At 72.8% G+C, this 26,081-nt stretch carries 26 protein-coding genes; 3 read left to right on the top strand and 23 right to left on the bottom strand.

Translation table 11 applies throughout. From position 1 onward, the window contains the following. Positions 1-18: 18 nt before the first annotated feature. On the bottom strand, positions 19-993 hold the full coding sequence (locus tag HDA43_RS31395; RefSeq protein ID WP_312873631.1) for a S66 peptidase family protein: 975 nt from the start codon (positions 991-993) through the stop codon (positions 19-21). Positions 994-1,023: 30 nt separating this feature from the next. Between HDA43_RS31395 and HDA43_RS31390 the strand changes: the two genes are divergently transcribed. After that, positions 1,024-1,905: a sulfotransferase family protein gene (locus tag HDA43_RS31390; RefSeq protein ID WP_179828027.1), complete on the top strand. Its 882-nt coding sequence runs from the start codon at positions 1,024-1,026 to the stop codon at positions 1,903-1,905. A 69-nt stretch (positions 1,906-1,974) separates the two neighbouring features. Here the strand turns inward: HDA43_RS31390 and HDA43_RS31385 are convergent, their stop codons facing one another. From HDA43_RS31385 to HDA43_RS31365, 5 genes are all read right to left on the bottom strand, one after another. Beyond that, positions 1,975-3,846 (bottom strand): ABC transporter ATP-binding protein, encoded by a 1,872-nt coding sequence (locus tag HDA43_RS31385; protein ID WP_179828025.1) that lies wholly within the window; start codon positions 3,844-3,846, stop codon positions 1,975-1,977. A gap of 51 nt (positions 3,847-3,897) precedes the next feature. Next, positions 3,898-4,707 (bottom strand): enoyl-CoA hydratase/isomerase family protein, encoded by an 810-nt coding sequence (locus tag HDA43_RS31380; RefSeq protein ID WP_179828023.1) that lies wholly within the window; start codon positions 4,705-4,707, stop codon positions 3,898-3,900. Positions 4,708-4,839: 132 nt separating this feature from the next. Next, positions 4,840-5,055, bottom strand: a complete 216-nt coding sequence (locus tag HDA43_RS31375; RefSeq protein WP_030507271.1) for a helix-turn-helix domain-containing protein — start codon at positions 5,053-5,055, stop codon at positions 4,840-4,842. A 114-nt stretch (positions 5,056-5,169) separates the two neighbouring features. After that, complete coding sequence (locus HDA43_RS31370) at positions 5,170-6,765, bottom strand: ABC-F family ATP-binding cassette domain-containing protein (protein WP_179828021.1); 1,596 nt, start codon at positions 6,763-6,765, stop codon at positions 5,170-5,172. A 232-nt stretch (positions 6,766-6,997) separates the two neighbouring features. Next, positions 6,998-7,654 (bottom strand): acVLRF1 family peptidyl-tRNA hydrolase, encoded by a 657-nt coding sequence (locus HDA43_RS31365; protein WP_179828020.1) that lies wholly within the window; start codon positions 7,652-7,654, stop codon positions 6,998-7,000. Between the two features lie 222 nt (positions 7,655-7,876). Between HDA43_RS31365 and HDA43_RS31360 the strand changes: the two genes are divergently transcribed. Together HDA43_RS31360 and HDA43_RS31355 are read left to right on the top strand one after the other, a co-directional pair. Next, entirely contained in the window at positions 7,877-8,974 is a 1,098-nt protein-coding gene (locus HDA43_RS31360) for an EAL domain-containing protein (RefSeq protein WP_179828018.1), read from the top strand. A 290-nt stretch (positions 8,975-9,264) separates the two neighbouring features. Next, positions 9,265-10,107, top strand: a complete 843-nt coding sequence (locus HDA43_RS31355; protein WP_179828016.1) for a siderophore-interacting protein — start codon at positions 9,265-9,267, stop codon at positions 10,105-10,107. A gap of 66 nt (positions 10,108-10,173) precedes the next feature. Here the strand turns inward: HDA43_RS31355 and HDA43_RS31350 are convergent, their stop codons facing one another. The 17 genes from HDA43_RS31350 to HDA43_RS31270 all read right to left on the bottom strand — a co-directional run bounded on the left by HDA43_RS31350 (position 10,174) and on the right by HDA43_RS31270 (position 25,892). Beyond that, on the bottom strand, positions 10,174-10,779 hold the full coding sequence (locus tag HDA43_RS31350; protein ID WP_179828014.1) for a response regulator transcription factor: 606 nt from the start codon (positions 10,777-10,779) through the stop codon (positions 10,174-10,176). Then, positions 10,776-11,912, bottom strand: a complete 1,137-nt coding sequence (locus HDA43_RS36565) for a sensor histidine kinase (protein WP_179828012.1) — start codon at positions 11,910-11,912, stop codon at positions 10,776-10,778. The genes HDA43_RS31350 and HDA43_RS36565 overlap by 4 nt, the downstream gene beginning before the upstream one ends. A gap of 26 nt (positions 11,913-11,938) precedes the next feature. Beyond that, positions 11,939-12,673 (bottom strand): ABC transporter permease, encoded by a 735-nt coding sequence (locus HDA43_RS31340; RefSeq protein WP_179828011.1) that lies wholly within the window; start codon positions 12,671-12,673, stop codon positions 11,939-11,941. Then, positions 12,670-13,557 carry an ABC transporter ATP-binding protein gene (locus HDA43_RS31335; protein ID WP_179828009.1) on the bottom strand — a complete coding sequence of 296 codons (888 nt, stop codon included), beginning with the start codon at positions 13,555-13,557 and terminating at the stop codon, positions 12,670-12,672. The genes HDA43_RS31340 and HDA43_RS31335 overlap by 4 nt, the downstream gene beginning before the upstream one ends. 152 nt (positions 13,558-13,709) lie before the next feature. Beyond that, positions 13,710-14,555 carry an ATP phosphoribosyltransferase gene (gene hisG / locus HDA43_RS31330; RefSeq protein ID WP_179828006.1) on the bottom strand — a complete coding sequence of 282 codons (846 nt, stop codon included), beginning with the start codon at positions 14,553-14,555 and terminating at the stop codon, positions 13,710-13,712. Positions 14,556-14,618: 63 nt separating this feature from the next. Then, a complete protein-coding gene (locus tag HDA43_RS31325) occupies positions 14,619-14,882 on the bottom strand; it encodes a phosphoribosyl-ATP diphosphatase (protein ID WP_012892448.1) in 264 nt (87 codons plus the stop codon). Between the two features lie 238 nt (positions 14,883-15,120). After that, the gene (locus HDA43_RS31320; protein WP_179828868.1) at positions 15,121-16,728 is read right to left on the bottom strand and encodes a DEAD/DEAH box helicase; all 1,608 of its coding nucleotides are present in this window, start codon (positions 16,726-16,728) and stop codon (positions 15,121-15,123) included. Between the two features lie 385 nt (positions 16,729-17,113). Continuing rightward, complete coding sequence (locus tag HDA43_RS31315; RefSeq protein ID WP_179828005.1) at positions 17,114-17,482, bottom strand: metal-sulfur cluster assembly factor; 369 nt, start codon at positions 17,480-17,482, stop codon at positions 17,114-17,116. Next, positions 17,479-17,916 carry a Fe-S cluster assembly sulfur transfer protein SufU gene (sufU, locus tag HDA43_RS31310; protein WP_179828003.1) on the bottom strand — a complete coding sequence of 146 codons (438 nt, stop codon included), beginning with the start codon at positions 17,914-17,916 and terminating at the stop codon, positions 17,479-17,481. The genes HDA43_RS31315 and sufU overlap by 4 nt, the downstream gene beginning before the upstream one ends. Before the next feature lie 19 nt (positions 17,917-17,935). After that, positions 17,936-19,195, bottom strand: coding sequence for a cysteine desulfurase (locus tag HDA43_RS31305; protein WP_179828001.1), 1,260 nt, complete (start codon positions 19,193-19,195; stop codon positions 17,936-17,938). After that, positions 19,195-19,968: a Fe-S cluster assembly ATPase SufC gene (gene sufC / locus HDA43_RS31300; RefSeq protein ID WP_179827999.1), complete on the bottom strand. Its 774-nt coding sequence runs from the start codon at positions 19,966-19,968 to the stop codon at positions 19,195-19,197. The genes HDA43_RS31305 and sufC overlap by 1 nt, the downstream gene beginning before the upstream one ends. A gap of 1 nt (position 19,969) precedes the next feature. Beyond that, positions 19,970-20,287 carry a Rieske (2Fe-2S) protein gene (locus tag HDA43_RS31295; protein ID WP_179827998.1) on the bottom strand — a complete coding sequence of 106 codons (318 nt, stop codon included), beginning with the start codon at positions 20,285-20,287 and terminating at the stop codon, positions 19,970-19,972. Next, positions 20,284-21,405 (bottom strand): Fe-S cluster assembly protein SufD, encoded by a 1,122-nt coding sequence (sufD, locus tag HDA43_RS31290; protein WP_179827997.1) that lies wholly within the window; start codon positions 21,403-21,405, stop codon positions 20,284-20,286. The genes HDA43_RS31295 and sufD overlap by 4 nt, the downstream gene beginning before the upstream one ends. Continuing rightward, a complete protein-coding gene (gene sufB / locus HDA43_RS31285) occupies positions 21,405-22,817 on the bottom strand; it encodes a Fe-S cluster assembly protein SufB (RefSeq protein ID WP_179827996.1) in 1,413 nt (470 codons plus the stop codon). Before sufB ends, sufD begins: the two co-directional genes overlap by 1 nt. Then, positions 22,814-23,590, bottom strand: coding sequence for a helix-turn-helix transcriptional regulator (locus HDA43_RS31280; protein WP_179828866.1), 777 nt, complete (start codon positions 23,588-23,590; stop codon positions 22,814-22,816). The genes sufB and HDA43_RS31280 overlap by 4 nt, the downstream gene beginning before the upstream one ends. Before the next feature lie 105 nt (positions 23,591-23,695). Then, positions 23,696-25,003, bottom strand: a complete 1,308-nt coding sequence (locus HDA43_RS31275) for a multidrug effflux MFS transporter (RefSeq protein ID WP_179827995.1) — start codon at positions 25,001-25,003, stop codon at positions 23,696-23,698. 118 nt (positions 25,004-25,121) lie between these two features. Then, positions 25,122-25,892, bottom strand: coding sequence for a VOC family protein (locus HDA43_RS31270; RefSeq protein WP_179827994.1), 771 nt, complete (start codon positions 25,890-25,892; stop codon positions 25,122-25,124). Between the last annotated feature and the right edge of the window lie 189 nt (positions 25,893-26,081).

The following is a 26,081-nucleotide window of genomic DNA, read 5'->3' as shown; positions in this document are numbered from 1 at the left end:
TTTCCCCTCTCCCGTTCGCTAGGTCCGCACCCAGGGTGCCTTCCCGGGATCGGTGAGTGAGCCCGTCAGAGAGCACGATTCTGCATCAATAGCACCAAGTGCCCCCAACTGCACACTGAACTGTGGTGTCCCGTGGCCCACCGGAAGCCCGGCGATCACCGGCACCCCGAGCGGCGCGAGCCGCTCGACGAGCGTCGGGTAGGGGTCGCCGCAGCCCACCCAGGAACCCAGGGCGAACCCGGCCGCGCCGTCCAGCGAGCCCGAACGCAGGAGCTGGGTGAGCATCCGGTCGATGCGGTAGGGCTCCTCGGCGATGTCCTCCAGCAGGACGATCCGGCCCCGGGCCCGCATCTGGTACGGCGTGCCGCACAGGGCGGCCAGCAGACTGAGGTTACCGCCCGTCACCGGTGCGACGGCCCGCCCCGGGACGACGACCCGGTCGCCGGTGATCGGCCCGGGTTCGCCGAACAGCGCGGCGGCGAGGTGCTCCAGGGTGCGGGGCTCGGAGCCGGCGGGGCCGCTGAGCACGTCGCAGGCGGGCATCGGGCCGAACAGGGAGGCCAGCCCCAGCTCGACGGCGAACGCCTGGTGCAGCGCGGTGACGTCGCTGGAGCCGACAAGGGTCTTGGGCCCCGCGGCCCGCATGGCCTCCCAGTCGATCAGGTGCAGGATCCGCGAGGCGCCGTAGCCGCCCCGGCCGCAGAACACCGCGGCGACCGCCGGGTCGCACCAGGCCCGCTGCAGGTCGGCGGCCCGGTCGGCGTCGGAGCCGGCGAGGTAGCGGTCACGGTCGAGGGCGTGCTCGCCCATGACGACCTTCAGCCCCAGCTCCTCCAGCACGCCGGCGCCGCGCCGCAACTGCGCCGGGTCGGGCGGGCCGCAGGGGCAGACCACCGCGACCGTGTCTCCGGGGCGCAACCGGGGCGGGACGACGGCGGGCCGGACGGCCGCGCCGTCCGCAGAGGCTGGTGTGGGCAGGGCCGGTTCGTTCACGCTGGAAACGGTGCCACACTGGGCACACATATGCGACCTCCGCCCCACATCCTCGTGGTCAACGGCATCAAGGTCCGCCAGCCGGTGTTCGTGCTCGCCGCCCCGCACTCCGGCTCGGACCTGCTGGCCCGCGCCCTGAAACGCTCCCCCGGCTTCCATGTCACGATCGGCCGCGCCCCGGTCGCCCACGTGGTGTACGCCTTCGCCCGGCGCCCCTCCATCGCGGGCCGGGGCATGGGAGCCACCCGGGTGCTGCGCGACGCCCTGGCCGAGTCCTGGCAGATCGTCCCCGGCGCCTGCGGTGAGTGCCCGGCCGCCTGCCGGGAGGCGGGCGGCGTGACCGGCGCCGGGCCGTGCGCGGCGCCGGGCGCGGTGGCGCGGTTCGGCGACGCCAGCCCCGACCTGATCTACAGCGCCCAGGTGCTGCTTCAGGCGTTCCCCGACGCCCGGTTCGTCCAGCTGATCAGGGACGGCAGGGACGTGGTGGCCGACATGCTGGCCGACCCGGCCGCGCTGGCGTGGTTCAAGCCAGCCATGCTGAGCGAGGAGGCCGAGTTCCCCAACCCGTTCCTCGGCGTCAACGCCGCCGAGCACCGCGACCGCTGGAAGGCGATGCCCACGGCGGGCAAGTGCGCGCTGCGCTGGCGCAGCGCGGTCCGGCTGTCGGCCGCGCTCCACCGCGACCTGCCGCGCGGGCAGCTGCTGACCCTGCGCTACGAGGAGCTGGCCTCCTCCCCCGCCCGGGCCGCGGAGGAGCTGTCGGCCTTCCTCCAGGCGCGGGTGTCCAAGGTCGCCCTGTACGGCGGGCGCGCCCCGAAGACCGGCGCCTGGCGGAGCAGGCTGCACGGCGAGGACGCCGCCCTGGTGGAGAAGGTGGCCCGCACCGAGCTCGCCCGCCTGGGCTACCGGTGATCCCGCACCCGGTCCGCGTCCTGCCGGTGACCGTCGCGCGGGCCGCCGTACCCGGGCCGCGCGGAGAGGTCACTCGCCGCTGAACTGGGTGCGGTAGAGCTCGGCGTAGACGGCGCCGCCGGCCAGCAGCTCCTCGTGGCGGCCCCGCTCCACCACCCGGCCGTCGGCGATCACCAGGATCTGGTCGGCCTCGCGGACGGTGGACAGCCGGTGCGCGATGACCAGGGAGGTCCGGCCGTCCAGCGCGGTCTTCAGGGCCTGCTGGACCGCGGCCTCGGACTCGGAGTCGAGGTGGGCGGTGGCCTCGTCGAGGACGACCACCCGGGGCGCCTTGAGCAGCAGCCGGGCCAGGGCCAGGCGCTGCTTCTCGCCGCCGGACAGGCGGTAGCCCCGGTCGCCCACCACGGTCTCCAGGCCCTCGGGCAGCGCCTCGACCAGGTCGGCGATCTGCGCGGCGCGCAGGGCCTCCCAGATCTCCTCCTCGGTGGCCCCGGGCCTGGCGTAGGCGAGGTTGGCCCCGATGGTGTCGTGGAAGAGGTGGGCGTCCTGCATCACCACGCCCACGGTGTCGCGCAGGGACTCGAAGGTGGCGTCGCGCACGTCCAGGCCGTTGATGCGCACGGCCCCCTCGTTCACGTCGTACAGCCGCGAGACCAGGCTGGTGATGGTGGTCTTGCCGGCGCCGGAGGGGCCGACCAGCGCGATCATCTGGCCCGGCCGGGCGGTGAAGGAGATGTCCCGCAGCACCTCGTGGCCGGGCCCGGGGTCGGGGCGGGCCACCGACTCCAGCGAGGCCAGCGACACCTCAGAGGCCGCGGGGTAGGTGAACCGGACGCCGTCGAACTCGACCGCGGCGGGCCCGTCCGGAACGGACCGGGCGTCGGGCCGCTCGGCGACCATGGGCTTCAGGTCGAGCACCTCGAAGACCCGGTCGAAGCTGACCAGCGCGGTCATCACGTCCACGTGCACGTTGGACAGGCTCGTCAGCGGGCCGTACAGGCGCATCAGCAGGGCGGCGAGCGCCACCAGGGTGCCGAGCTCGAAGGCGCCGTCGATGGCCAGCAGGCCGCCCCCTCCGTACACCAGCGCGGTGGCCAGGGCAGCGACCAGACCGAGCGCGACGCGGAAGACCGTGCCGTACATGGCGACGGTGACGCCGACGTCGCGCACCCGCCCGGCCCGGCTGCCGAAGTCGGCGGCCTCCTCGTCGGGGCGGCCGTACAGCTTGGCGACCATGGCGCCGGCGACGTTGAACCGCTCGGTCATCAGGGAGCTCATCTCGGCGTCGAGCTGCATCTGCTCGCGGGTCAGGCCGGACATCTTCCGGCCCACCCAGCGGGCCGGGAAGAGGAAGACCGGCAGCAGCACCAGGGCGACCAGGGTGATCTGCCACGACAGCGCGAGCATCGCGCCGAGCACCAGCACGAGCATGACCACGTTGGACACCACCGACGACAGGGTGCTGGTCAGCGCCCGCTGGGCGCCGATCACGTCGGTGTTCAGCCGGGAGACCAGGGCACCGGTCTGGGTGCGCATGAAGAACGCCACCGGCATCCGCTGCACGTGGTCGAAGACCTCGGTGCGCAGGTTGTAGATCAGGCCCTCACCGACCCGGGCGGAGAACCAGCGCTGGACGAGGGTGAGCCCCGCGTCGGCGAGCGCCAGGACCGCGATGACCCCGGAGAGGGCGAGCACCACGCCGGGCCGCTTCTGGGCGATGCCGTCGTCGATGATCGCCTTCATCAGCAGCGGGTTGGCGATCACGATGACCGAGCCCGCCACGACCAGTACCAGGAACGCCGTTATCTGCCGGGCGAACGGCCGCGCGTAACGCGCTATGCGCCTGACCGTGCCCGGCGCCAGACGCTCCTTGGTCACCGAGCTGTCGCGCCGCAGCGAGCGCATCGCCTGGGGGCCGAACCCCCCGCCCATCATCGCCATGTGGCCTCCTCCATCGGAAGGAGCACCGGCCGGGATCTTTCCATTCCGCCGTCAGCTTCCGGCGAACAGCGCCTTGACCCGGGCGACCTGCTCGTGCCGCTCGGCGGCGGTCTGCTCCTCCAGCGTGCGGCCCACGGCGCCCTGGAGCAGGCGCTTGGTCGCCGTCGCGGCGTCACGGTTCACCGCCAGCAGCGCGGCGGCCAGGTCGCGTACGGCGCCGGCCAGGTCGTCCGGGGCGACCACGAGCTCGGCCAGGCCCAGCCGGGCGGCCTCCTCGGCTCCCACGATGCGGGCGGTGAGGCAGATCTCCAGGGCCCTGGGCAGGCCGACGATGTCGACCAGCGGCTTGGTGCCGGTCAGGTCGGGCACCAGCCCGAGGGCGGGCTCCTTCATGCACAGCTTGGCGTCGTCGGCGAGGACGCGCAGGTCACAGGCGAGGGCGAGCTGGAAGCCGGCGCCGATCGCGTGCCCCTGGACGGCCGCGATCGAGACGATGTCGGGGCGGCGCAGCCACAGGAACCCCCGTTGCGCCTGGGCTATCCGCTGCTCGAAGGCCGAGTCGCCGAGCGTCGCGGAGGACGCGAACGACCCCTGGCCCGGCACCCCTTCCGGGGTGAACATCCGCAAGTCGATCCCTGCCGAGAAGGACGGCCCCTCACCCCTGACCACGACGACCCTCACCTGCTGCGGCAGGCTGTCACCGATCCGGGCCAGCGCCGACCAGGTCGCGAACGTCTGAGCGTTCCGCTTGTCCGGCCGGTCCAGCGTGATCGTCGCGATCTCGCCGTCCACCTCGTAGCGCAGACCGGCCTCCTCCGGGGAGGCCCCTTCCGCGCTTCCCGCGAACACCGCTTCCGTCATGGCTCGCTCTCCCCGCTGCCGTCTTCCGTCTCGCCCGAGCCTATCGACTCTCCAGAACGAGGTTCTACAGGCCCGAGCGGGACGTCTCAGCGTGGGGGACGAGCGGCTGCGGTCGCGCGTTCCGAGGCGGTGTCAGCGCTTCGACTTACCCCGGGTGGCGCCGCCGCGCCCTCGCAGAGTCACACCGGACTCGCTCAGGATGCGGTGGATGAAGCCGTACGACCGGCCGGTCGAAGCAGCCAGGGCGCGGATGCTCTCACCCGCGCTGTAGCGCTTCTTCAGGTCGGCGGCCAGTTTTTCACGGTCGGCCCCGGTGACCCGGGTGCCTTTCTTGAGAGTCTCGGCCACGAGTACCTCCTGTAGTGCCAGACTTCCGCAGCGTTACTCACGCCATGATCAGTCATTTCAGCGCGATCGGCTACCTACTCCATGGGAAAAGATCCGTACCCGCTCAAATTAAGATCAGGCAAGTGCCACAAGATCGGAAAATTCATCACTCCAAGCATCTTCGACTCCGTCAGGTAGCAAGATCACCCTATCGGGTCGTAGTGCCTCTACTGCGCCCTCATCGTGCGTGACGAGAACAATCGCCCCAGAATAGGACTTTAGTGCAGTGAGGACCTGCTCGCGGCTGGCGGGATCGAGGTTGTTGGTGGGCTCGTCGAGCAGCAGCACGTTGGCCGCGGACAGCACCAGGGTGGCCAGGGCCAGCCGGGTCTTCTCCCCGCCGGACAGCACTCCGGCCGGTTTGTCCACGTCGTCCCCGGTGAACAGGAACGATCCGAGGACCTTGCGCAGCTCGACGTCGGCCAGCTCGCTGGCCGAGCGCATGTTCTCCAGCACGGTCCGGTCGGGGTCGATGGTCTCGTGTTCCTGGGCGTAGTAGCCCAGCTTGAGGCCGTGGCCGGGCCTGACGGCGCCGGTGTCGGGCTGCTCCAGGCCGCCCAGGATGCGCAGCAGGGTGGTCTTGCCGGCGCCGTTCAGGCCGAGGATGACGACCCTGCTGCCCCGGTCGACCGCGGCGTCGACACCGGTGAAGACCTCCAGCGAGCCGTAGGACTTCGACAGGTCCTCGGCGGTGATCGGCGTGCGCCCGCACGGCGCGGGCTGCGGGAAGCGCAGCCGGGCGACCTTGTCGCCCTGCCGCTCGGCCTCCAGGCCCGACAGCAGCCGCTCGGCGCGGCGCTGCATGTCCTGGGCCGCCTTGGCCTTGGTGGCCTTGGCGCGCATCCGGTCGGCCTGCGACAGCAGGGCCGCGGCCTGCTTCTCCGCGTTGGCGCGCTCGCGCCTCCTGCGCTTCTCGTCGGTCTCCCGCTGGGTCAGGTAGGCCTTCCAGCCGACGTTGTAGGTGTCGACCACCGCGCGGTTGGCGTCGAGGTACAGGACCCGGTTTACCGTCGCTTCAAGAAGCCCGACGTCGTGGCTGATAATGATCAAGCCGCCCTGATGGGATCGTAAAAAATCACGAAGCCACCCGATTGAGTCGGCATCGAGGTGGTTTGTCGGCTCGTCAAGCAGGAGAGTCTCCGCCCCGCTGAACAGGATCCGCGCCAGCTCCACCCGCCTGCGCTGGCCTCCCGACAGGGTGGAGAGCGGTTGCCCGAGCACCCGGTCGGGCAGCCCGAGGCTGGAGGCGATCGAGGCCGCCTCCGACTCGGCGGCGTATCCCCCCAGGACGTGCAGCCGGTCCTCCAGCCGCCCATAGGCCCGCACCGCCCGGTCGCGGGTCCGCTCGTCCGCCGAGGACATGCCCGCCTCGGCGGCGCGCAGCTCGCGCAGCACCTCGTCCAGCCCGCGGGCCGACAGGATGCGGTCGCGGGCCAGCACGTCCAGGTCGCCGGTGCGGGGGTCCTGCGGGAGGTAGCCGACCGCGCCGGTGGTGGTCACCGTACCCGCCGCGGGCAGCGCCTCTCCGGCCAGCACCTTGGTCAGGGTGGTCTTGCCCGCGCCGTTGCGGCCGACGAGCCCGATCTTGTCGCCCGGGTTGACCCGGAACGACGCGCCCTCGATGAGCAGCCGGGCCCCGGCACGCAGCTCGATGTCAGAAGCCACGATCATGTTGAGAAAACACTCCAGAATGGGATGGAACGGCTCGCCGTACTGCCGAACTGCCGAAGTACCGCCGAACCCGCCGTCGTGTGCTCCTCAGGCTCCCGGCCCGGCCGTCTCGCCTCGTGGGGCGGCGTCAATCGGAAGTGCGCATACCGATCAGTGTACGGCGCGCGTGCGACGGCTCTTCCCAGGTCGCGCCGACCGGCCGTCCAGGACGGGCGCGGCGGGGCACGACCGGTCAGGTCGGGTCGACCAGCCGGATCCGGACCGCGCGGAACAGGCCCGGGGCGGTCCGCAGCACGGCCAGCCGGGGGTCGGGGACCGTCAGGAAGGGCCCGGCCTCCAGCGCGAAGACCGCCTCCAGCCTGCGGTCGGCCCGCAGCGCGTCCACCGCGCGCCGGTCGCCGCCCAGGACCACCGCGTCCAGCTCGGCCAGGCGCGGCGAAAGGACGCGCAGCGCGACCTCGGCCGCCGCCGCGTGGGCCTCGCTCACCTGCTTGTCCCTGCGCCGGGCGAACCGCTGCTGGGACCAGCCGCCCGCCGCGCTGCGCCCGTGCACGAGCCGCGAGCCCACCTTGGAGGCGAGGAGCGTCTCCCCCTGGAAGACCCCGGCCGCGTGGCCACCGAGCCGTACCAGCAGCACGCCGACCCGGCGCTCGGCGCGCGCGTGGGTGATCAGCCGCGCCAGCGGGCCGCCGCCGGAGGACGTCAGCGGCGGGAACGGCACGTGACACTCGGCCACCGCGCCGTCCGCGGCCGCCAGCCGCACGACCTCGTCGTCGGCCGTCGTCTCCAGGAGGCCGTGCCGGGCCGCGAAGCCGTCGATCCAGCGGCCGAGCCGCTCCGGTCCCACCGACACCCAGCGGGCCCCGCCTCCGGCCGGTCGTGACGTCATGGAAGCCGACCATACCGGCCCCGTCCCCAGCCGGGACCCGGCCGGGCGGGTGACGTCTCCGCCGCGGGCGCACCCGGCCGGCACGTCCCCGGCGGCGTCCGGCCCGCCCCGGTGACGTTTCCGCCACGTCGTCCGGCCGGTCGGCGCAACCCCGGGAGAAAACTCGGTGAACATCCCCGCACCCGGTTCAGGAGCACACCGCGGAGGCCTCATCCTCGGAACGTGCCGAGTAGAACGTCCCCTTTCTCGCCGGCCCCCGGACCCGCCGCCGCGAACCCCGCCCCCGTCGTCGACCTCGACACCGGGGGCGTCATCGCCCTCCAGCCCGCGGTCCGGGGCGAGAACCTCTCCTCGGTACTGCAGGCGATCCCGCACGTCACCGGGACCGAGACCCGCATGCCGCTGCTGCTGCCCCTGCCGTCGGCGGTGGTGATCGGCGGCTCGGCCGCGCTGGCGCCGCTGCACGAGGCCCTGCGCGTCCGCGGGCGGCGCCCTCCGGAGGTGATCCTGCTGGTGCGGGGCGACTTCGCCCGGATCGAGCGCCGGACCCTTCTCACCGGGCTGACGGGGCTGCGCGCCGTCGGCTACCTGACGGCGATCGGCGACCTCGGCGCCGGCCACGTCCCGCTGGACCTGCTCGCCGACGCCGCGCCGTACCTGGCGGCGCTCTCACCCGCGCTGATGGCCGAGGTGCCGCGGGACCGGCGGCGCGCGGCGCTCGCGGAGTCCCTCTCGGCCCTCGCGCGCGGGCTCGGCGTCCACATGCTCGCCCCTGCCGTGGCCGGGGAGGCCCAGCTGGCCGCGGTGCGCTCCTGGGGGGTACGGCTGGCGCTGGGGCCGCTTCTGGTCCCCGGGCCGTCCGGTCGGGTGCACGTGCCGCTGCCCGTCGTCGAGCGGGAGCCGGCGGCGGCCCCGCTAGGCCCTCGTGTCCAGGACTTCCTGCTTCCGGCGGTGACGCTGCCCTGCGAGGCGACCGCCGAGGAGGCGGTGGCGGCGTTCGGCGGGGAGCCGTCGATCACCAGCGTGGTGCTGGTGGACGAGTACCAGCGTCCCCGGGCGAGCCTCGACCGGGGACGCTTCCTGCTGGCCATCGCCAGCCGCTTCGGGCACGCGCTGCACGCCCGCAGGCCCGCCGCGCGCCTGGCCGCCCCGGCTCGCGTGGTCCCCAGGTCCACCCCGGCCATCGCCGCCATGCGGACCGCCGGGCACGACCCGGCGCGCGTCTACGACGACCTGGTGGTCACCGATGAGATGGGCCGCTGCATCGGGATCGTCCGCGTCTCGGACCTCATCCGCCACGTCGCGTCCGGCGCTCGCTGACCCTCTCCCCGCCCCGGCCTCCCCCGCCTTCCCCGCCCTCGTCTCCCGCCCGCCGTCCCGGTCCCCGTCGCCGCTGCCACACCCTCGCCGTCACCGTCGCCGCCCTGGCCGGATCCGCGAAAGACCCGTTCCTTTACGTTGTAGATTCACCAGTCACGACTCCGTACGGCTACGACCGCACCGGAAACACCCCCGGAGGCGTGGGACGCGGGATGCCCCCGGAGGATCAAGTCCGACAAATACTCGTATGATACGAATTAGGTGAACCTAATTTTCATACCGGAGTGATCATGGCAGAGGGCAGACCGGTGCGCAGGGCGACCCGCGGCGAGGTGGTGCGGGTGGAGCGGCTCACCCCGCACATGATCCGGGTGGTGCTCGGCGGCGACGGCCTGGCCGGGTTCGAGGCGGGCGAGTTCACCGACCACTACGTGAAGCTGCTGTTCCCCCCGGCCGGGGTGGCCTACCCCGAGCCGTTCGACCTGGCGGCCGTCCAGCGCGACCTGCCCCGCGAGCAGTGGCCCACCACGCGGACCTACACGGTCCGGGCGTGGGACCCCGTGGCGCGCGAGCTGACGCTCGACTTCGTCCACCACGGCGACAGCGGCCTGGCCGGCCCCTGGGCGGCCCGGGTACGGCCCGGTGACGAGATCCACTTCCTCGGCCCCGGCGGGGCCTACGCGCCCGACCCCGAGGCCGGCTGGCACCTGATGGCGGGTGACGAGAGCGCCCTGCCGGCCATCGCCGCCGCGCTGGAGCGCCTGCCCGCCACGGCCCGCGCCCACGTGTTCCTGGAGGTGGCCGGGCCAGAGGAGGAGCAGCCGCTGAACCACCCGGCGGACGCGGAGATCGTGTGGCTGCACCGCGGTGACGCGCCGGTCGGCGAGGCGCTGGTCGCCGCCGTGCGGGCCCTGGACTTCCCCGAGGGCGAGCCGCACGTCTTCGTGCACGGCGAGGCGGGGTTCGTCCGGGACCTGCGCCGCCACCTGCGGGCCGAGCGCGGCCTGCCGCTGTCGCGGCTGTCCATCTCCGGCTACTGGCGCGCGGGCCGCGACGACGAGTCCTGGCGGGCCACCAAGAAGGAGTGGAACCGGCGGATCGAGGAGGAGGAGACCGCGCTGCTGTCGGCCTGAGGCGCGACGTCCGGGGGCGGCGGCGCGGGGGTCCCGATCCGGGATCGGGGCCGGCCCGTCACGGAGTCAGAGCCAGCCCTGCGACCGGGCGCGCCGGACCGCCTCGATGCGGTTGCGGGCGTGGGTCTTGTGGATGGCCGAGGACAGGTAGTTGCGGACCGTGCCCTCCGACAGGTGCAGGCGCCCGGCGATGTCGCCGACGGTGGAGCCGTCCGCGGCGGCGGCCAGGACGTCGCACTCGCGGGGCGACAGCGGGTTCGGCCCGGCGCTCAGCGCCGCCGCGGCCAGGTCCGGGTCGATGACCCGCTCACCGCGTCGCACCCGCCGTACGGCGGCGGCGAGCTCGCTCGCCGGGCGGTCCTTGACCAGGAAGGCCACCGCCCCGGCCTCCATCGCCCGGCGCAGGTAGCCGGGGCGGCCGAAGGTCGTCAGGATCACGATCTTGCAGTCCGGCACCTCCTCGCGGATCATCGCCGCGGCCGTGATGCCGTCGCCGCCGGGCATCTCGATGTCGAGCAGCGCGACGTCCGGGCGGGCCTCGCGCGCCACGGCGACCGCCTCCGGGCCGGAGGCGGCCTCCCCCACGACCTCGATGTCGGGCTCCAGCCCGAGCAGGGACACCAGTGCGCCCCGGACCATCGCCTGGTCCTCCGCCAGCAGCACCCTGATCACGTCCGCGCCTCCCCCGCCGCCGCGGGGACCGTGACCCGCAGGACGAACCCGTCCTTCCGCGGCCCGGCGCTGACCACGCCGCCGGCCGCCTCCACCCGCTCGGCCAGGCCGCGCAGCCCGCTGCCCGGCTCGTACGGCTCCGCCCCGCGCCCGTCGTCGGCGATCTCCAGCACGGTGACGTCGCCGCCGGAGATCACACCGATCTCGCACCGGCTCGCCCGGGCGTGCCGTATGACGTTGGTGACGCCCTCCCGCACCGCCCAGCCGAGCAGGCCGTCCAGCGCCTCGGGCAGCGGCGTGCCCGCCAGGCGGACCGTCACGTGCGTCCCGGCGGCCTCCAGGGCCGCGCGGGCCCCGTCCAGCTCCTCCGGCAGGCCGCGCCTGCGGTAGCCGGCGACGGCCTCGCGCACCTCGACCAGCGCCTTCCTGGCCACCGCCTCGACATCGTGGATCTCCGGCAGCGCCCGCTCCGAGCCCTCCTCCGCCAGCCGCCCGGCCAGCTCGCTCTTCAGCACGATGAGCGACAGGCTGTGACCGAGCAGGTCGTGCAGGTCGCGGGCGATGCGCAGCCGCTCCTCGCTCGCCGCCAGCCGGGCCACCTCCTCCTGCGCCCGGCGCAGCTGGGTCACCAGCAGCCGGGTGGAGCGCATGCCCCGGAACAGCACGCCGAGGGTGACGGCCTGTAGCAGCAGCAGGAGGGTCATGCCGGGGTCGTGGTCCCTGAGCAGGCCGATCAGCAGGACGGTGACGCCCATCGCGGCGATCCCGGCCATCGACGCGCGCGGCGGCAGCAGGACGCCGTGCACCACGGCCATGAAGATCGGCAGGGCCAGCCAGCCGCCGCCGAAGACCACCGCCAGCACGACGGCCAGGACCGTGGCGGCGCCCAGCAGCCGGTAGGTCGCGCGGCCGGGATCGCCGAAGGCCCGCACGGCCAGCACGGCGGCGACGTAGCAGGCCACGAAGGCGGCCAGCCCGAGCGCGCCCCACGCGGCGCTCGCGCCGGTCACCTCTCCGGTGGTGATCTCCAGGATCGGGAAGCACAGGTACGTCAGGCCGATCGAGAGCCTGGCCAGCAGCAGGAGGCGGTCGCGGTCCACCCCGCGGAGGACCCGGGCAGGGGGGGTGTTCACATCGGGAATCCTCCCATCGGGAGATCTCAGGCGCGCGCGGTGGCCCGCCGGTAGGCGAGGATCGCGATCACCCCCAGGACGGCCGCCCAGACGACGACGGCCAGGGCGTCGCCCGCCGGCAGGCCGTCCCCGGCGACGATGCCGCGCCCCATGCCGGCGTATTCGGCGGACGGCAGCACCCGGGCGACGCTCCGCATGCCCTCGGGCATGACCTCCAGCGGGATCCACAGGCCGCCGAGGAGCGCCAGCCCGAACATCCCGATCATCGACACGGGCTGCGCGGTGTCGGGGGGCAGCAGCGAGCCGATGGTCAGGCCCAGCGCCGCGAACGGCGCCACGCCGAGCCACATCGCCGCCAGCAGGCCGAGCCACCGCCCCGGAGGCAGCGACACGCCCTGGACCAGCACGGCGGCGGCGCAGACGAGCAGGATGGCCGGCAGCACCAGCAGCATCGAGGCGACCAGCTTGGTCGTGATGATCTTCCAGCCGGACAGCGGGGTGATCTGGAGCTGGCGCAGCCAGCCGCTCCCGCGCTCCTGCGCCCACGGCACGGCGGTGCTCATCAGGGAGGCGGCGAGCGCGCCGTAGGCGCTCATCGAGACCATGAAGTACGCCTTGCCGCTCAGCCCCCCGGCGGCGACCTCACCGCCGTAGATGCCGGAGAAGACGAGGTAGAAGGCCACCGGGAAGGCCACGACGAAGATGACATAGCGCTTGTTGCGCAGCATCCGCAGGAGTTCGATCCTGATGTAGTCCGTCATCGGGACTCCTGGACGAGTGAGAGGAAGGCGTCTTCGAGGTCGGCGCCGTCGATCCGCAGGTCGCGGACCTCCAGCGTGGTGCCCCGGTAGAGGGCCGCGACGGTGGCGTCCGGGTCGGCGGTGCGGAGCGTGGCGGTGCCGGCGGAGATCTCCACGGCGGAGACGCCGGGCAGCGCCTCCAGGCCGGCCGCCGCCTGGCCGCCGAGGGTGAAGCGGACGGTGTGCCCGCCCGCCCCGGCCTTGATCTCGGCGGCGGTGCCGTCGGCCACGACGCGGCCCCCGGCCACCACGATCACCCGGTCGGAGTTCTCGTCGGCCTCCTGGAGGTAGTGGGTGGCGAACAGGACGGTCCGGCCGCCCTCGGCGTAGGAGCGCATGGCCTCCCAGAACCGCAGCCGCGACTCCACGTCCATGGCCGCGGTGGGCTCGTCCAGCACCAGCAGCCTGGGCGCGCCGGCGATGGCCAGGGCGAATCTGACCCGCTGGGTCTGTCCCCCGGACAGCTTGGCGGCCCGGCGCCCGGCCAGGCCGGTGAGGTCGGCCATCTCCAGGACCTCGTCCAGGCCGAGCGGGGAGGGGTAGAGCCGCCGCACGAAGGCGACCAGCTCCCGGACGGTGAGCTCGGGGATGAGCTCGCCGCTCTGCAGCATGGCGCCGACCTCTCCCCTGGCGACGGCCTCGTCCGGGGAGTGCCCGAAGACCTCGATGCGGCCCCGCGTGGGGCGCAGCAGCCCGAGCAGCATGTTGATCGAGGTGGACTTGCCGGCCCCGTTGGGCCCGAGCAGGGCGACGGTCCGGCCGGCCTCGACGGTCAGGTCCAGGCCGTCCACGGCGAGCACGTCGCCGTAGCGTCTGCTCACGTCGGCGAAGGCGATGGCGTTCATGAGCGCAACGCTAGGGACGTCCGGGCGCGGATCTCAGTGCCCGTCGTCCGTGATCGGCGGTGACATTTGTCAGATCCGCCGTACGGCCTCCCGCCGCGGGCCGTACGGCGGGCGGCCCGCCGGGGACGGCGCGCGGCCGGACGGGGCGGGTGTCAGAGGCGGCAGGCGAAGATGGCGGTGACCAGGATGGCCTTCGCGCCGATCTCCCAGAGCCGGTCCATCACCTGCTGGTGCCCCTTGCGCGGCACCATGGCGCGGACCGCCACCCAGCCCTCCCGGTGCAGCGGGGAGACCGTGGGCCCCTCCATGCCGGGGGTCAGGGCGATGGCCTCCTCGATCCGCTCGACGCGGATGTCGTAGTCCATCATCACGTAGTCGCGGGCCACCAGCACGCCGCGCAGGCGGCGCAGGAGTTGCTCCAGCCCCTGGGTCTCGGGAGCGCCGACCCGCCTGATCAGCACCGCCTCGGAGCGGGCGATCGGCTCGCCGAACACCTGCAGGCCCATGTTGCGCAGCGTGGTGCCGGTCTCGACGACGTCGGCCACGGCGTCGGCCACGCCCAGCCGGACGGCGGTCTCGACCGCGCCGTCCAGCTTGATCACCCGGGCGTCCACGCCCTGCTCGGCGAGGTACGCCTCCAGCAGGCCGGCGTAGGCGGTGGCGACGCGCCTGCCCTTGAGGTCGGCGACGCCGGAGAAGCGGCCCGGGTCGGCGGCGAAGCGGAAGGTGGAGCCGCCGAAGCCGAGCGGCAGGATCTCCTCGACCTGCGCGCCGGAGTCGCGGAGCATGTCGCGGCCGGTGATCCCGGCGTCGAGCGTGCCCTCGCCGACGTAGACGGCGATGTCCTTGGGGCGCAGGAAGAACAGCTCGCAGGAGTTGTCGGGGTCGACGACCACCAGTTCCTTGCTGTCCCTGCGCGGGCGGTAGCCGGCTTCCTTGAGCATGGTCTGGGCGCCCTCGGTGAGGGCCCCCTTGTTGGGGACGGCGAGACGCAGCATGGCGTGGAAGTTCCTTACACGGGTGGAAGAGGTGTCACGGGAGCCGGAGCCGGGCGCGCCGGCTCACAGATGCTTGTAGACCTCGTCCAGCCCGATCCCTTTGGCGATCATGAGAACCTGCACGTGGTAGAGGAGCTGGGAGATCTCCTCCGCGGCCCGCTCGTTCGACTCGTGCTCGGCGGCCATCCAGCTCTCGGCGGCCTCCTCGACGACCTTCTTGCCGATGGCATGGACCCCGGCGTCCAGCGCGGCCACGGTCCCCGACCCCTCGGGCCGGGTGCGCGCCTTGTCGGACAGCTCGGCGTACAGCTCTTCGAAGGTCTTCATCGTCTCTTCTCGAAGTCGTCGGACGTACGCGTCAAGGGTAGCCGGACCCCGGGACCGGCGGGGCAGGTGTTCGCACTTCGGGACGGGTGCGGGACGACGGCCCGCACCGGGCGGGCGGGTCCGGGATGCTTCGTCCCGGATCCGCGCCCGGTCGCCCTGGCCGGGCGGACGCGGAAGGGCCGGTACGGCATCGCCGTACCGGCCCTTCCGGTCAGATCAGGACGCGCGCCGGCGACCCTCAGCGGCCGTGGTGGCGGTTGCCGCGCCCCTCGGGGCGGCCCCCGGAGCGGAACGGCTCCCGGTCACCGCGGAGCGGCTCGCGGTCCCCGCCGGAGCGGCCGGAACGGTAGCCGCCGCCCTGGCGCTCGCCGCCGCGGCGGCCGGGCCTGGAGTCGGGGTGGCCGTCGAAGCGGCGCTCGGTGCGGTACTGGCCGCGCAGCTCCGAGACGTTCCCGCGGGGCTCGCCGGCGCCGCGCTCGCGGGAGCGGTGGCCGTCCTCGCCGTGGGCGGACCGCTCACGGAACCGGCGCGGGCCGCGGCCGCCGCCGCCGAAGCCACCGCCGCCGCGGCGCTCGCGCTGCTTGGGCGCGGGGGCCGCGGGCTCCCAGACCGGGACCGGCTCGCCGCTGGGCGTGCGCGCCCCGGCGATCTCCGAAAGGCGCGGGTGGCCCGGGGTGACCCGCAGGCGGAACGGCTTGATGCCCGCGCGGCGGGCCATCGTGTCGGTGGAGCGGCGCTCGCTGGGGAGCACCAGCGTCATGACGGTGCCCTTCTCCCCCGCGCGGGCCGTACGGCCGCCGCGGTGCAGGTAGCTCTTGTGGTCCTGCGGCGGGTCGACGTGCAGCACGAGGCTGATGTTGTCGACGTGGATGCCGCGGGCGGCGACGTCGGTGCAGACCAGGACGTCGATCGCGCCTTCCTTGAACTCGGCCAGGATGCGGGTGCGCTGGTTCTGGCGCTTGCCGCCGTGCAGGCCGCCGGCCCGGACGCCGACCTGGGCGAGCTGCTTGCACAGCCGGTCGACGCCGTGCTGGGTGCGCGCGAACACGATGGTGCGGCCCTCGCGGTTGGCGATCTCGGCGGTCACCGCGAACTTGTCGTCGCGGTGGACCTCCAGGAGGTGGTGCTCCATGGTGTCCACCGGCGAGGAGGCCGGGGCCAGGGAGTGGGTGACCGGGTCGGTGAGGAAGCGGCGGACGAGCTTGTCCACGTCGCCGTCGAGGGTGGCGGAGAACAGCAGGCGCTGGCAGTCGGCCGGGGTCTGCGCGAGCAGGGCGCTGACGACCGGGAAGAAGCCGAGGTCGCACATGTGGTCGGCCTCGTCCAGGACGGTCACCCGGACCTCGTCCAGGACGCACTCGCCCTGCTGGACGAGGTCGGTGAGCCGGCCCGGGGTGGCGACGACGATCTCGACGCCGCGGCGCAGCGCCTCGATCTGGCGGCCCATGGACATGCCGCCGACGACGGTCTTCATCCGCAGCGACAGGCCGCGGCCGAGCGGCTCCAGCGCGTCGGTCACCTGCATGGCCAGCTCGCGGGTCGGCACCAGGATGACGGCGAGGGGGCGGCCGGGGCGGGCCTTGACACCGGCGACGCGGACCATCGTGGGCAGGCCGAAGGCGAGGGTCTTGCCGGAGCCGGTCTGGCCGCGGCCGAGGACGTCGCTGCCGGCGAGGATGTCGGGGATGGTGGCGCGCTGGATGGGGAAGGGCGCCTCGATGCCCCGGCGGGCCAGGCCGGAGACCAGCGGCCGGGGCAGCCCCAGCAGGGTGAACTCGGACGGGCCGGCGGGGGCGCCGGGCTCGCCCTGGGTCTCGGTGATCTCGGGCAGGGCGGCGTCGAGCATGGTCACGAAGAGTCGTGCCTTTCGATAGAAGGACGCGGCACGTCACTTCTGCGAAAGGACGAGCCTGGAACACGCGGCCCTCGGAAGGCCGCGGTCGTACTACGCCCACGTGGGGGGCGGTGATGCGGTGCGAGTCGAGGCGCACCGCGGAGGCGGGTCTCGGACACCCGCGCGCAGTCGAACCACGGACTGGCGTACCTGGCCGTCGCAGTGCCAGGTCGATGACGGGGGCGCCTCGCACGAAAAAGGCGGGCGCCTACCCGACTATGGAGCCAACGCCCCGTGCCGGATGTTCATTCCCGGCACGGGGCATCCTCTCACACGATTCACACGATCCGGCCGCGACCCGGCACCCGGTGGGTGCGGGCCGCGGCCGGCGGGACGGTCAGACGTTGAAGCCGAGCATGCGCAACTGCTCGCGCCCCTCGTCGGTGATCTTGTCGGGGCCCCACGGCGGGAGCCAGACCCAGTTGATCTTCACGTCCGAGACCATGCCGTCCAGGGCCGAGTGGGCCTGGTCCTCGATGACGTCGGTCAGCGGGCAGGCCGCGCTGGTCAGCGTCATGTCGATGGTGGCGATCGGCGCGGCGCCGGTCTCGGCGGGGTCGAGGTTGACCCCGTAGATCAGGCCGAGGTCGACGACGTTGATGCCGAGCTCGGGGTCGACGACGTCCTTGAGGGCCTCCATGACCTCGTCAAGGGTGGTCTCCCCGTCGTACGACGCCGAGGTGGGCGTCTCCACAGGCTTGCTCACTTGGAACTCCTCATGACCGCGTCCTTGTAGGCCATCCAGGCCAGCAGCGCGCACTTCACCCGGGCGGGGTACTTGGAGACGCCGGCGAACGCCACGGCGTCGCCCAGCACCTCCTCGTCGCCCTCGATCTGTCCCCTGCTCTGCATGAGCCGGGTGAACTCCTCCACCACGGCGAGCGTCTCGTCCACGGTGGAGCCCTCGGTCAGCTCGTACAGCACCGAGGCGGCGGCCTGGCTGATGGAGCAGCCCTGGCCGTCGTAGGAGACGTCCTCGACCTTGCCGCCGTCGCCGAGCTTCACCCGCATGGTGATCTCGTCGCCGCACGTCGGGTTCACGTGGTGGACCTCGGCGTCGTACGGATCGCGCAGCCCCCGGCCCTGGGGGTGCTTGTAGTGCTCCAGGATCAGCTCCTGGTACATCGACTCGGCGATCATCTCAACTGCTCCGGCATTGCTAGGCGAACACCTTCCGCACGTGGTGGAGGCCGCGGACCAGGGCGTCGATCTCGGCCGGGACGGTGTAGAGGTAGAAGGAGGCCCGCGTGGTGGCGGGAATCCCGAACCTCAGGTGCAGCGGGCGGGCGCAGTGGTGTCCGACCCGCACGGCCACACCGAAGTCGTCATCGAGGATCTGCCCGACATCGTGCGGGTGAATCCCCTCCAGGGTGAAGGACACCGTGCCGCCGCGCATGTCGAGGTCGCGCGGCCCGACCACCTTCAGCCCCGGGACTTCCGCCAGCGCCTCCAGCGCGTAGGCGGTGAGCTCCCGCTCGTGCCGGGCCACCGCGTCCAGGCCGATCTCCGACAGGTAGTCCACGGCGGCGCCGAGGCCGACGGCCTCGACGATCGGCGGGGTGCCGGCCTCGAACTTGTGCGGCGCGGGCGCGTAGGTCGAGCGGTCCATCCAGACCGCCTCGATCATCTCGCCGCCGCCGAGGAACGGGGGCATGGCGTCCAGCAGCTCGCCCCGGCCCCACAGCACGCCGACGCCGGAGGGGCCGACGACCTTGTGCCCGGTGAAGGCCAGGAAGTCGACGCCGAGCGCGGCGACGTCCACCGCCTGGTGGGGGACCGACTGCGAGGCGTCCAGCATCATCAGCGCGCCGACCTGGCGGACCCGGGCGAGGACCCGCTCGACGGGGTTGACGGTGCCGAGGACGTTCGACTGGTGCACGATCGAGACGATCTTCGTCCGCTCGTTGACCAGCTCCTCCAGGTTCCCGAGGTCCAGGCGGCCCTCGTCGGTGACCCCGAACCAGCGCAGCGTGGCGCCGGTGCGCTGGGCGAGCATCTGCCACGGCACGATGTTGGAGTGGTGCTCCATCTCGGAGATGACGATCTCGTCGCCGGGGCCCATCCGGAACCGGGGGTCGTCGTTGGTGCGGTTGCCGAAGGAGTAGGCCACCAGGTTGAGCGCCTCGGAGGCGTTCTTGGTGAAGACGATCTCCTCGCGGCTCGGCGCGCCGACGAACGCGGCGATCTTGTCGCGGGCGGCCTCGTACGCCTCGGTGGACTCCGCGCCCAGCGCGTGCATGGCCCGGCCGACGTTGCTGTAGTGCATGGCCATGTGCTCGCGCATGGCCTCGACGACCCGGGTCGGCTTCTGCGCGGAGTTGGCCGAGTCGAGGTAGACCAGCGGCCGGCCGCCGGGCAGCTCACGGGAGAGGACCGGGAAGTCCTTCCTGATCCTCTCCGCGTCAAAGCCGGTCGTCATCAGGCCGTTGCCTTCGTGTACGCCTCGTAGCCCTCGGCCTCCAGCTTCTCGGCGAGCTCGGGGCCGCCCTGCTCCACGATCCGGCCGCCCGCGAAGACGTGGACGAAGTCCGGCTTCACGTAGCGCAGGATGCGGGTGTAGTGGGTGATGAGCAGCACGCCGGTGTCGCCGCCGGCGCGGAAGCGGTTGATGCCCTCGGAGACCACGCGCAGGGCGTCGACGTCGAGGCCGGAGTCGGTCTCGTCGAGGACGGCGATCTTCGGCTTGAGCAGCTCCAGCTGGAGGATCTCGTGGCGCTTCTTCTCACCGCCGGAGAAGCCCTCGTTCACGTTGCGCTGGGCGAAGGCCGAGTCGATCGACAGGGCGTCCATGCCGGCCTTGAGGTCCTTGGAGAACTGGCGGAGCTTCGGGGCCTCGCCGCGGGCGGCGGTGACCGCCGAGCGCAGGAAGTTGGAGACGCTGACGCCGGGGACCTCGACCGGGTACTGCATGGCGAGGAACAGGCCGGCGCGGGCGCGCTCGTCGACCGACATCTCCAGCAGGTCGGCGCCGTCGAGCAGGACCTGGCCGCCGGTGATGGTGTACTTCGGGTGGCCGGCGATCGCGTAGGCGAGCGTGGACTTGCCGGAACCGTTGGGGCCCATGATGGCGTGGGTCTCGCCGGCTCGCACGGTCAGGTTGACGCCGCGCAGGATCTCCTTGTCCGCGACGGAGACCTTCAGGTCGCGGATCTCGAGCGTGGAGCCCGCGGGGACCCGGGTCGAATCAGACACTTTATGACTCCTTCGAGAGCGAGACGAGGACGTCGTCGCCGTCGATCTTCACTTGGTAGACAGGGACGGGCCTGGTGGCGGGCGGCCCGGTGGGCTTGCCGGTGCGCAGGTCGAAGCACGAGCCGTGCAGCCAGCACTCCAGCGTCTCGTCGTAGACGTCGCCCTCGCTGAGGGCGACCTCGGCGTGGGAGCACACGTCGTGCAGCGCGAAGACCTCCTGCCCCTTGCGCACGAGGGCGACCGGGGTGTCCTCCACCTCGACGGCGATCACTCCGCCGTCGGGGATGTCGCCGAGCTTGCAGACCTTTTCGAACGTCACTTCTCCAGCTCCGCCTCGACCTTGGCGAAAACGCGCTCGCGGAGCTCGTCCAGCTCGATCTTCTCCAGGAGCTGGGCGAAGAAGCCGCGGATGACCAGGCGGCGCGCCTCCTCGAAGGGGATGCCGCGGGCCTGGAGGTAGAAGATGTGCTCGTCGTCGAGCCGGCCCGAGGCGCTGGCGTGGCCCGCCCCGGCGACCTCGCCGGTGAGGATCTCCAGGTTGGGCACCGAGTCGGCGCGGGCGCCGTCGGTGAGCAGCAGGTTGCGGTTGAGCTCGTAGGTGTCGGTGCCCTCGGCCTCGACCCGGATGATGACGTCGCCGATCCACACGGCGTGGGCGCCGTCGCCCTGCAGCGCGCCCTTGTAGACGACGTTGCTGCGGCAGTTGGGCTGGGAGTGGTCGACGAGCAGGCGGTGCTCCAGGTGCTGGCCGGCGTCCACGAAGTACAGGCCGGTCAGGTCGGCGTCGCCGCCGGGGCCGGTGTAGGCGACCGAGGGCGACAGCCGTACGAGGTCGCCGCCGAGGGTGACCACGAAGCTCCTGAACGTGGCGTCCTTGCCGAGCCGGGCGTGGTGGTGGGAGACGTGCACCGCGTCGTCGGCCCAGTCCTGCAGGCTGACGACCTTGAGGGTGGCCCCCTCGCCGACGGCGAACTCGACGTTGTCGGCGTAGACCGCGCTGCCCCGGTGGTCGAGGACGAGGACGGCCTCGGCCATCGGCTCCACGTTGACGAGGGTGTGGCCGTAGGCGGTCCCGTCGCCGGACCCGGTGACGGTGATCACGGTCGGGACGGAGGCGACGGCCTCGCGCGGGACCGTGATCACGGTCGCCTTCTCGAAGGCGCCGTAGGCCTGGGCGCTGACGCGGTCGGCGGGGACGTAGGCCCGGCCGAGCCGCGGGTCGTCGCGGCCCACGGTCTCGACGGTGACCTCGGGGGCCGCCTCCACGGCGACCACGACGCCCCCGCCGGAGGCGGCGGCGCCGGTGTGCAGGCCCTTCAGGCGCGACAGCGGGGTGAAGCGCCACTCCTCCTCGCGGCCCGTGGGGACCGGGAAGTCCTCGACGTCGTAGGAGGACCTCTCGTGGAGGGTCGTCAGGGGCTTGGTTTCGAGACCCATCAGCCGACGGCCCCTTCCATCTGCAGCTCGATCAGGCGGTTCAGCTCCAGGGCGTACTCCATGGGCAGCTCACGCGCGATCGGCTCGACGAAGCCGCGCACGATCATCGCCATCGCCTCGTCCTCGCCCATGCCGCGGCTCATCAGGTAGAAGAGCTGGTCCTCGGAGACCTTGGAGACGGTGGCCTCGTGGCCCATGGACACGTCGTCCTCGCGCACGTCGACGTACGGGTAGGTGTCGGACCGGCTGATCTGGTCGACCAGCAGGGCGTCGCACTTGACCGTGCTGGCGCTGCCGTGCGCGCCCTCCTCGATCTGCACCAGACCGCGGTAGGAGGTGCGGCCGCCGCCGCGGGCGACGGACTTGGAGATGACGCTGGAGCTGGTGTTGGGCGCCAGGTGCACCATCTTGGAGCCGGCGTCCTGGTGCTGGCCCTCACCGGCGAAGGCGACGCTGAGGGTCTCGCCCTTGGCGTGCTCGCCCATGAGGTACACCGCCGGGTACTTCATGGTGACCTTGGAGCCGATGTTGCCGTCGATCCACTCCATGGTCGCGCCCTCGTAGGCGACGGCGCGCTTGGTGACCAGGTTGTAGACGTTGTTCGACCAGTTCTGGATGGTCGTGTAGCGGCAGCGGGCGCCCTTCTTCACGACGATCTCGACGACCGCGCTGTGCAGCGAGTCGGAGGAGTAGATCGGCGCGGTGCAGCCCTCGACGTAGTGGACGTAGGAGTTCTCGTCCACGATGATCAGGGTCCGCTCGAACTGGCCCATGTTCTCGGTGTTGATCCGGAAGTAGGCCTGCAGCGGGATCTCGACCGTGACGTTCGGCGGCACGTAGATGAACGAGCCGCCCGACCACACGGAGGTGTTGAGCGCGGCGAACTTGTTGTCGCCCACCGGGATGACCGAGCCGAAGTACTCCTTGAAGAGCTCCTCGTGCTCGCGCAGGCCCGTGTCGGTGTCGACGAAGATGACGCCCTTCTCCTCGAGGTCCTCACGGATCTTGTGGTAAACGACCTCGGACTCGTACTGGGCGGCGACGCCGGCGATGAGGCGCTGCTTCTCGGCCTCGGGGATGCCGAGCTTGTCGTAGGTGGCCTTGATGTCCTCGGGGAGCTCGTCCCAGGAGGCGGCCTGCTTCTCGGTGGAGCGCACGAAGTACTTGATGTTGTCGAAGTCGATGCCGGTGAGGTCGGAGCCCCAGGTGGGCAGCGGCTTCTTGCCGAACAGGCGCAGGCCCTTCAGGCGCAGGTCCAGCATCCACTCCGGCTCGTTCTTGAGCGCGGAGATGTTGCGGACGACCTCTTCGGACAGGCCACGGCGGGCGGCGGCTCCGGCGGTGTCCGGGTCAGCCCAGCCGAACTTGTAATTCCCGAGGCCTTCCAGCTCCGGGCGGTCGGTGACAGTCACCTTCCGGTCTCCTTGCTCGTTTCGTCGGTGGTTTCTTGACGGGGTGCGGGCCGCTCGGACCCGGCCGCCCGCCGGAGCGCGTCCGGGCCGGGCGTCCTGCGCGGGCTCACGTGCGTGGTGCAGATGCCGTCGCCGTGGGCGATGGTCGCCAGTCGCTGCACCGGCGTGCCGAGGATGTGCGCGAACGCCTCCGTCTCGGCCTCGCACAGCTGGGGGAACTCCGCCGCCACATGGGCCACGGGGCAATGGTGCTGGCACAGTTGCTCGCCCCCGGATCCGGCCCCGCTGGCGGAGGCGGCGTAGCCGTCGTCCGACAGGGCCTCGGCCAGGACGCGCACCCGCTGGTCGGCGGGGACCTCGCGCATCCTGGGCAGCAGGCGGCCGACGAGGCCGGACACCTGCGAACGGGCGAACTCCGCCACCGCCTCCGATCCCATGCGGTCGGCGATGAAACGCAGGGCGTTGCCGGCGAGCCCGTCGTAGGCGTGCTCGAAGGCGCTGCGTCCCGCGTCGGTGATGGCGAACAGCTTCGCCGGCCGCCCGCGTCCGCGCTGACCCCGGGGCCGGGCCGTACGGGGCTCGATCATGCCCTCGGCCAGCAGGGTGTCGAGGTGGCGGCGGACGGCGGCGGGGGTGAGCCCGAGCCGTTCGCCGAGGGCGGCGGCGGTGATGGGTCCGTGCTCCAGGATGAGCCGGGCGACACGCGCGCGCGTGCTGCGCTCGGCGGACACGCCGGACTGCCGCGCGGCGGCGGCCTCCCGGGCGTCCTGCATCTCGGTCACGTATTTCACAACATCAGTGTGGCGTAATTCCTTCCCGCCTGACAAACCGCGGCGTGCGGCCCTTCCGGTGCGATTCATCACGCAGGGAAGGCTTACCTAATCAGCGGAAGCCTCGGGAGTGGCGCCGGTCGCGCCGCGGCGCAGCACGGTGAAGGCGGCGAGGGCGGCGAGCGCGAAGGCGGCGAGCACGGCGGCCATCGGCAGCGCTCCCCCGCCGGCCAGCCCGGTCAGCGGCGCGGCGACCGCGCCGAGCGCGAACTGCAGCACGCCGGTCAGCGCCGAGGCGCTCCCGGCGACCTGCTGCGGCTGCCCGGCCAGGGCGAGCGCCCCGGCGCCGGGCATCACCAGGCCGCCCCCGCACATCATGACGAGCAGGCCGGCGGCCAGCGCCGGCAGGGGCAGCCCGGCGAGGGCGGTGACCAGCAGCACGGCGGCGCCCGCGGCGAAGAGGACCAGGCCGATGACGATCAGCCGGGCAGGGGCGACCCTGCGCCCGGCCAGGCGCCCGCCGAGCTGCGCGGTGATGGTCAGCCCGCAGGCGTTCAGCGCGAACAGCAGCGAGTAGGTCTGCGGGGAGGCGCCGTAGACCTCCTGGATCACGAACGGCGAGGCGGAGATGTAGGCGAACATCGCACCGAAGCCCAGGCCCGCGGTCAGCGCGCTGGACATGAACGACCGGTCGCGCAGCAGGTGCCAGAAGGTGACGAGGGTGTGCCGCAGCCCGCCCTCCTCGCGCCGGTCGGGCGGCAGCGTCTCGCGCACCCCGAACAGGGCCGCCGCGAGCAGGAGCAGCCCCGCGACGGCGAGCGAGACGAACACGCCCCGCCAGGAGGTGTGTTCGAGCAGCTGGGCGCCCGCGATGGGGGCGAGGATCGGCGCGAGGCCGCTGACCAGCATGAGGGTGGCGAAGATGCGGGCGATGGCCGCGCCGTGGTACAGGTCGCGGACGACGGCCCGCACGATCACCAGCGCGGCGCCGCCCGCCACGCCCTGCAGCAGCCGGAACCCGATCAGGCCGTAGACGCCGGGCGAGAACGCGCACAGCAGGGAGGCGACGGCGTAGGCGGCGATCCCGATCAGCAGCGGCGCCCGCCGCCCCCGCACGTCGCTGATCGGGCCGGCGAGGACCTGCCCCACCGAGACCCCGATCAGGCAGGCGGTCAGGCTGAGCTGCACCTGGGACTGGCCGGCGTTCATCTCGGCGGCGATGGACGGCAGCGCCGGCAGGTACATGTCGATCGACAGCGGGCCGATCGCGGACAGCGCGCCCAGGATGAGCAGCAGCATCCCCCCGCGCCGCGTGGCGGGCGCCTCCCCGGGCCCGGCCGGCGCGTCCTCGGGCGCGGCGGGCGCCCGCGCGGTCTCGACGGGCGCCTTCTCCGACTCGGCGGCTGCCGCGGTCATTCTCCAACCCCTTTTCCCTCACGGGCCACGATGGGCCCTTGAGGGCCAGGGGTCTGGAACCGCAATCAGGTCATCCGAATTCCCAAATTTCGGAAACGTGATGGAAAAAGTATCGGGCTCAGCCGGTCGCCTCCCGCGGGCCGACCACGGCGAACAGGGCCGCCTGCGGGTCGGCGACGACCGCCGTCCTGCCCGCCGGCGTCGTCGCGGGCGGCATCTCCAGGGAGCCGCCCAGGTGGACGATCCTCGCCACGGCCTCGCCGACGTCCTCGACGGCGAAGCAGGCCAGCCAGTACGGCGGCGCGCCGGGCGGGAGCGGCCCCCAGGCCGCCGAGGCCCCGGCGACGGGGCGGCCGTCCACCCGCCACTCGACGCGGTCGCCGTCCGGCCCGCCGATCGCGTCGGTCCCGTCCGCGCCGCCGGTCCCGCCGTCGCCGCGGCTCCAGCCGAAGACGGACGCGTAGAAGGGGTCGCAGCCGCGGGGGTCGGCGGTGACCAGCTCGCTCCAGGCGAACGCGCCCGGCTCGCCGGTCACCTCCGCTCCCCGGTGCAGGCCCGGCTGCCAGGCGGCGAAGACGGCGCCCCACGGGTCCTGGAAGGCCGCGGCGACGCCCTCGTCGAAGACCTCCGCCGGCTCGCAGACGATCCCTCCCCCGGCCGCGCGGACCTTCAGCGCCGTGACGCCCGCGTCGTCGGTGGCCACGTAGGTGTTCCAGACAGAGGGGACGCCGTCGCCCGAACCGGGACCGACCCCGGCCACGGCCCTGCCGCCGAGCGTGAACCGGCCGTACCCGCCGGACTCCGGACGCGGGTCGAACACCGCCTCCCAGCCGAAGACCTCGCGGTAGAACCGGACCGACAGGGTGACGTCGGCGCTCGACAGCTCCACCCAGCACGGGACACCTGATTTGCAGCCACTCCGCTCGGACACGCCGAACCTCCTCATGTCGTGATTCGGGACAGGCACAGAGTGGCACGCGGCCCGCGGCGGACCCGGCGGCCGATCGGCCGCCTTGGCGGGATCCGCCCGAAGCCTTTACCGGACGCCGGGACGGCCCGCCGCCACGACGGGAACAAC

This window comes from Streptosporangium sandarakinum (assembly GCF_013409935.1).
GTDB classification, from domain to species: domain Bacteria; phylum Actinomycetota; class Actinomycetes; order Streptosporangiales; family Streptosporangiaceae; genus Streptosporangium; species Streptosporangium nondiastaticum.
Note: the sequence above shows the minus strand (reverse complement) of the source record. Positions and strands in the feature narration are given on the sequence as shown.

What these genes read in the sequence shown, in the direction of transcription:
- sufU (WP_179828003.1), bottom strand. Translation starts at nt 17,916, where the DNA reads ATGATCGCCGAGTCGATGTACCAGGAGCTGATCCTGGAGCACTACAAG.
- HDA43_RS31280 (WP_179828866.1), bottom strand. Translation starts at nt 23,590, where the DNA reads ATGCAGGACGCCCGGGAGGCCGCCGCCGCGCGGCAGTCCGGCGTGTCC.
- HDA43_RS31380 (WP_179828023.1), bottom strand. Translation starts at nt 4,707, where the DNA reads ATGACGGAAGCGGTGTTCGCGGGAAGCGCGGAAGGGGCCTCCCCGGAG.
- HDA43_RS31390 (WP_179828027.1), top strand. Translation starts at nt 1,024, where the DNA reads ATGCGACCTCCGCCCCACATCCTCGTGGTCAACGGCATCAAGGTCCGC.
- HDA43_RS31305 (WP_179828001.1), bottom strand. Translation starts at nt 19,195, where the DNA reads ATGACGACCGGCTTTGACGCGGAGAGGATCAGGAAGGACTTCCCGGTC.
- HDA43_RS31370 (WP_179828021.1), bottom strand. Translation starts at nt 6,765, where the DNA reads ATGATCGTGGCTTCTGACATCGAGCTGCGTGCCGGGGCCCGGCTGCTC.
- sufD (WP_179827997.1), bottom strand. Translation starts at nt 21,405, where the DNA reads ATGGGTCTCGAAACCAAGCCCCTGACGACCCTCCACGAGAGGTCCTCC.
- HDA43_RS31275 (WP_179827995.1), bottom strand. Translation starts at nt 25,003, where the DNA reads ATGACCGCGGCAGCCGCCGAGTCGGAGAAGGCGCCCGTCGAGACCGCG.
- HDA43_RS31385 (WP_179828025.1), bottom strand. Translation starts at nt 3,846, where the DNA reads ATGGCGATGATGGGCGGGGGGTTCGGCCCCCAGGCGATGCGCTCGCTG.
- HDA43_RS31325 (WP_012892448.1), bottom strand. Translation starts at nt 14,882, where the DNA reads ATGAAGACCTTCGAAGAGCTGTACGCCGAGCTGTCCGACAAGGCGCGC.
- HDA43_RS31335 (WP_179828009.1), bottom strand. Translation starts at nt 13,557, where the DNA reads ATGAACGCCATCGCCTTCGCCGACGTGAGCAGACGCTACGGCGACGTG.
- hisG (WP_179828006.1), bottom strand. Translation starts at nt 14,555, where the DNA reads ATGCTGCGTCTCGCCGTCCCCAACAAGGGGGCCCTCACCGAGGGCGCC.
- HDA43_RS31365 (WP_179828020.1), bottom strand. Translation starts at nt 7,654, where the DNA reads ATGACGTCACGACCGGCCGGAGGCGGGGCCCGCTGGGTGTCGGTGGGA.
- HDA43_RS31340 (WP_179828011.1), bottom strand. Translation starts at nt 12,673, where the DNA reads ATGACGGACTACATCAGGATCGAACTCCTGCGGATGCTGCGCAACAAG.
- HDA43_RS31355 (WP_179828016.1), top strand. Translation starts at nt 9,265, where the DNA reads ATGGCAGAGGGCAGACCGGTGCGCAGGGCGACCCGCGGCGAGGTGGTG.
- HDA43_RS31320 (WP_179828868.1), bottom strand. Translation starts at nt 16,728, where the DNA reads ATGCTCGACGCCGCCCTGCCCGAGATCACCGAGACCCAGGGCGAGCCC.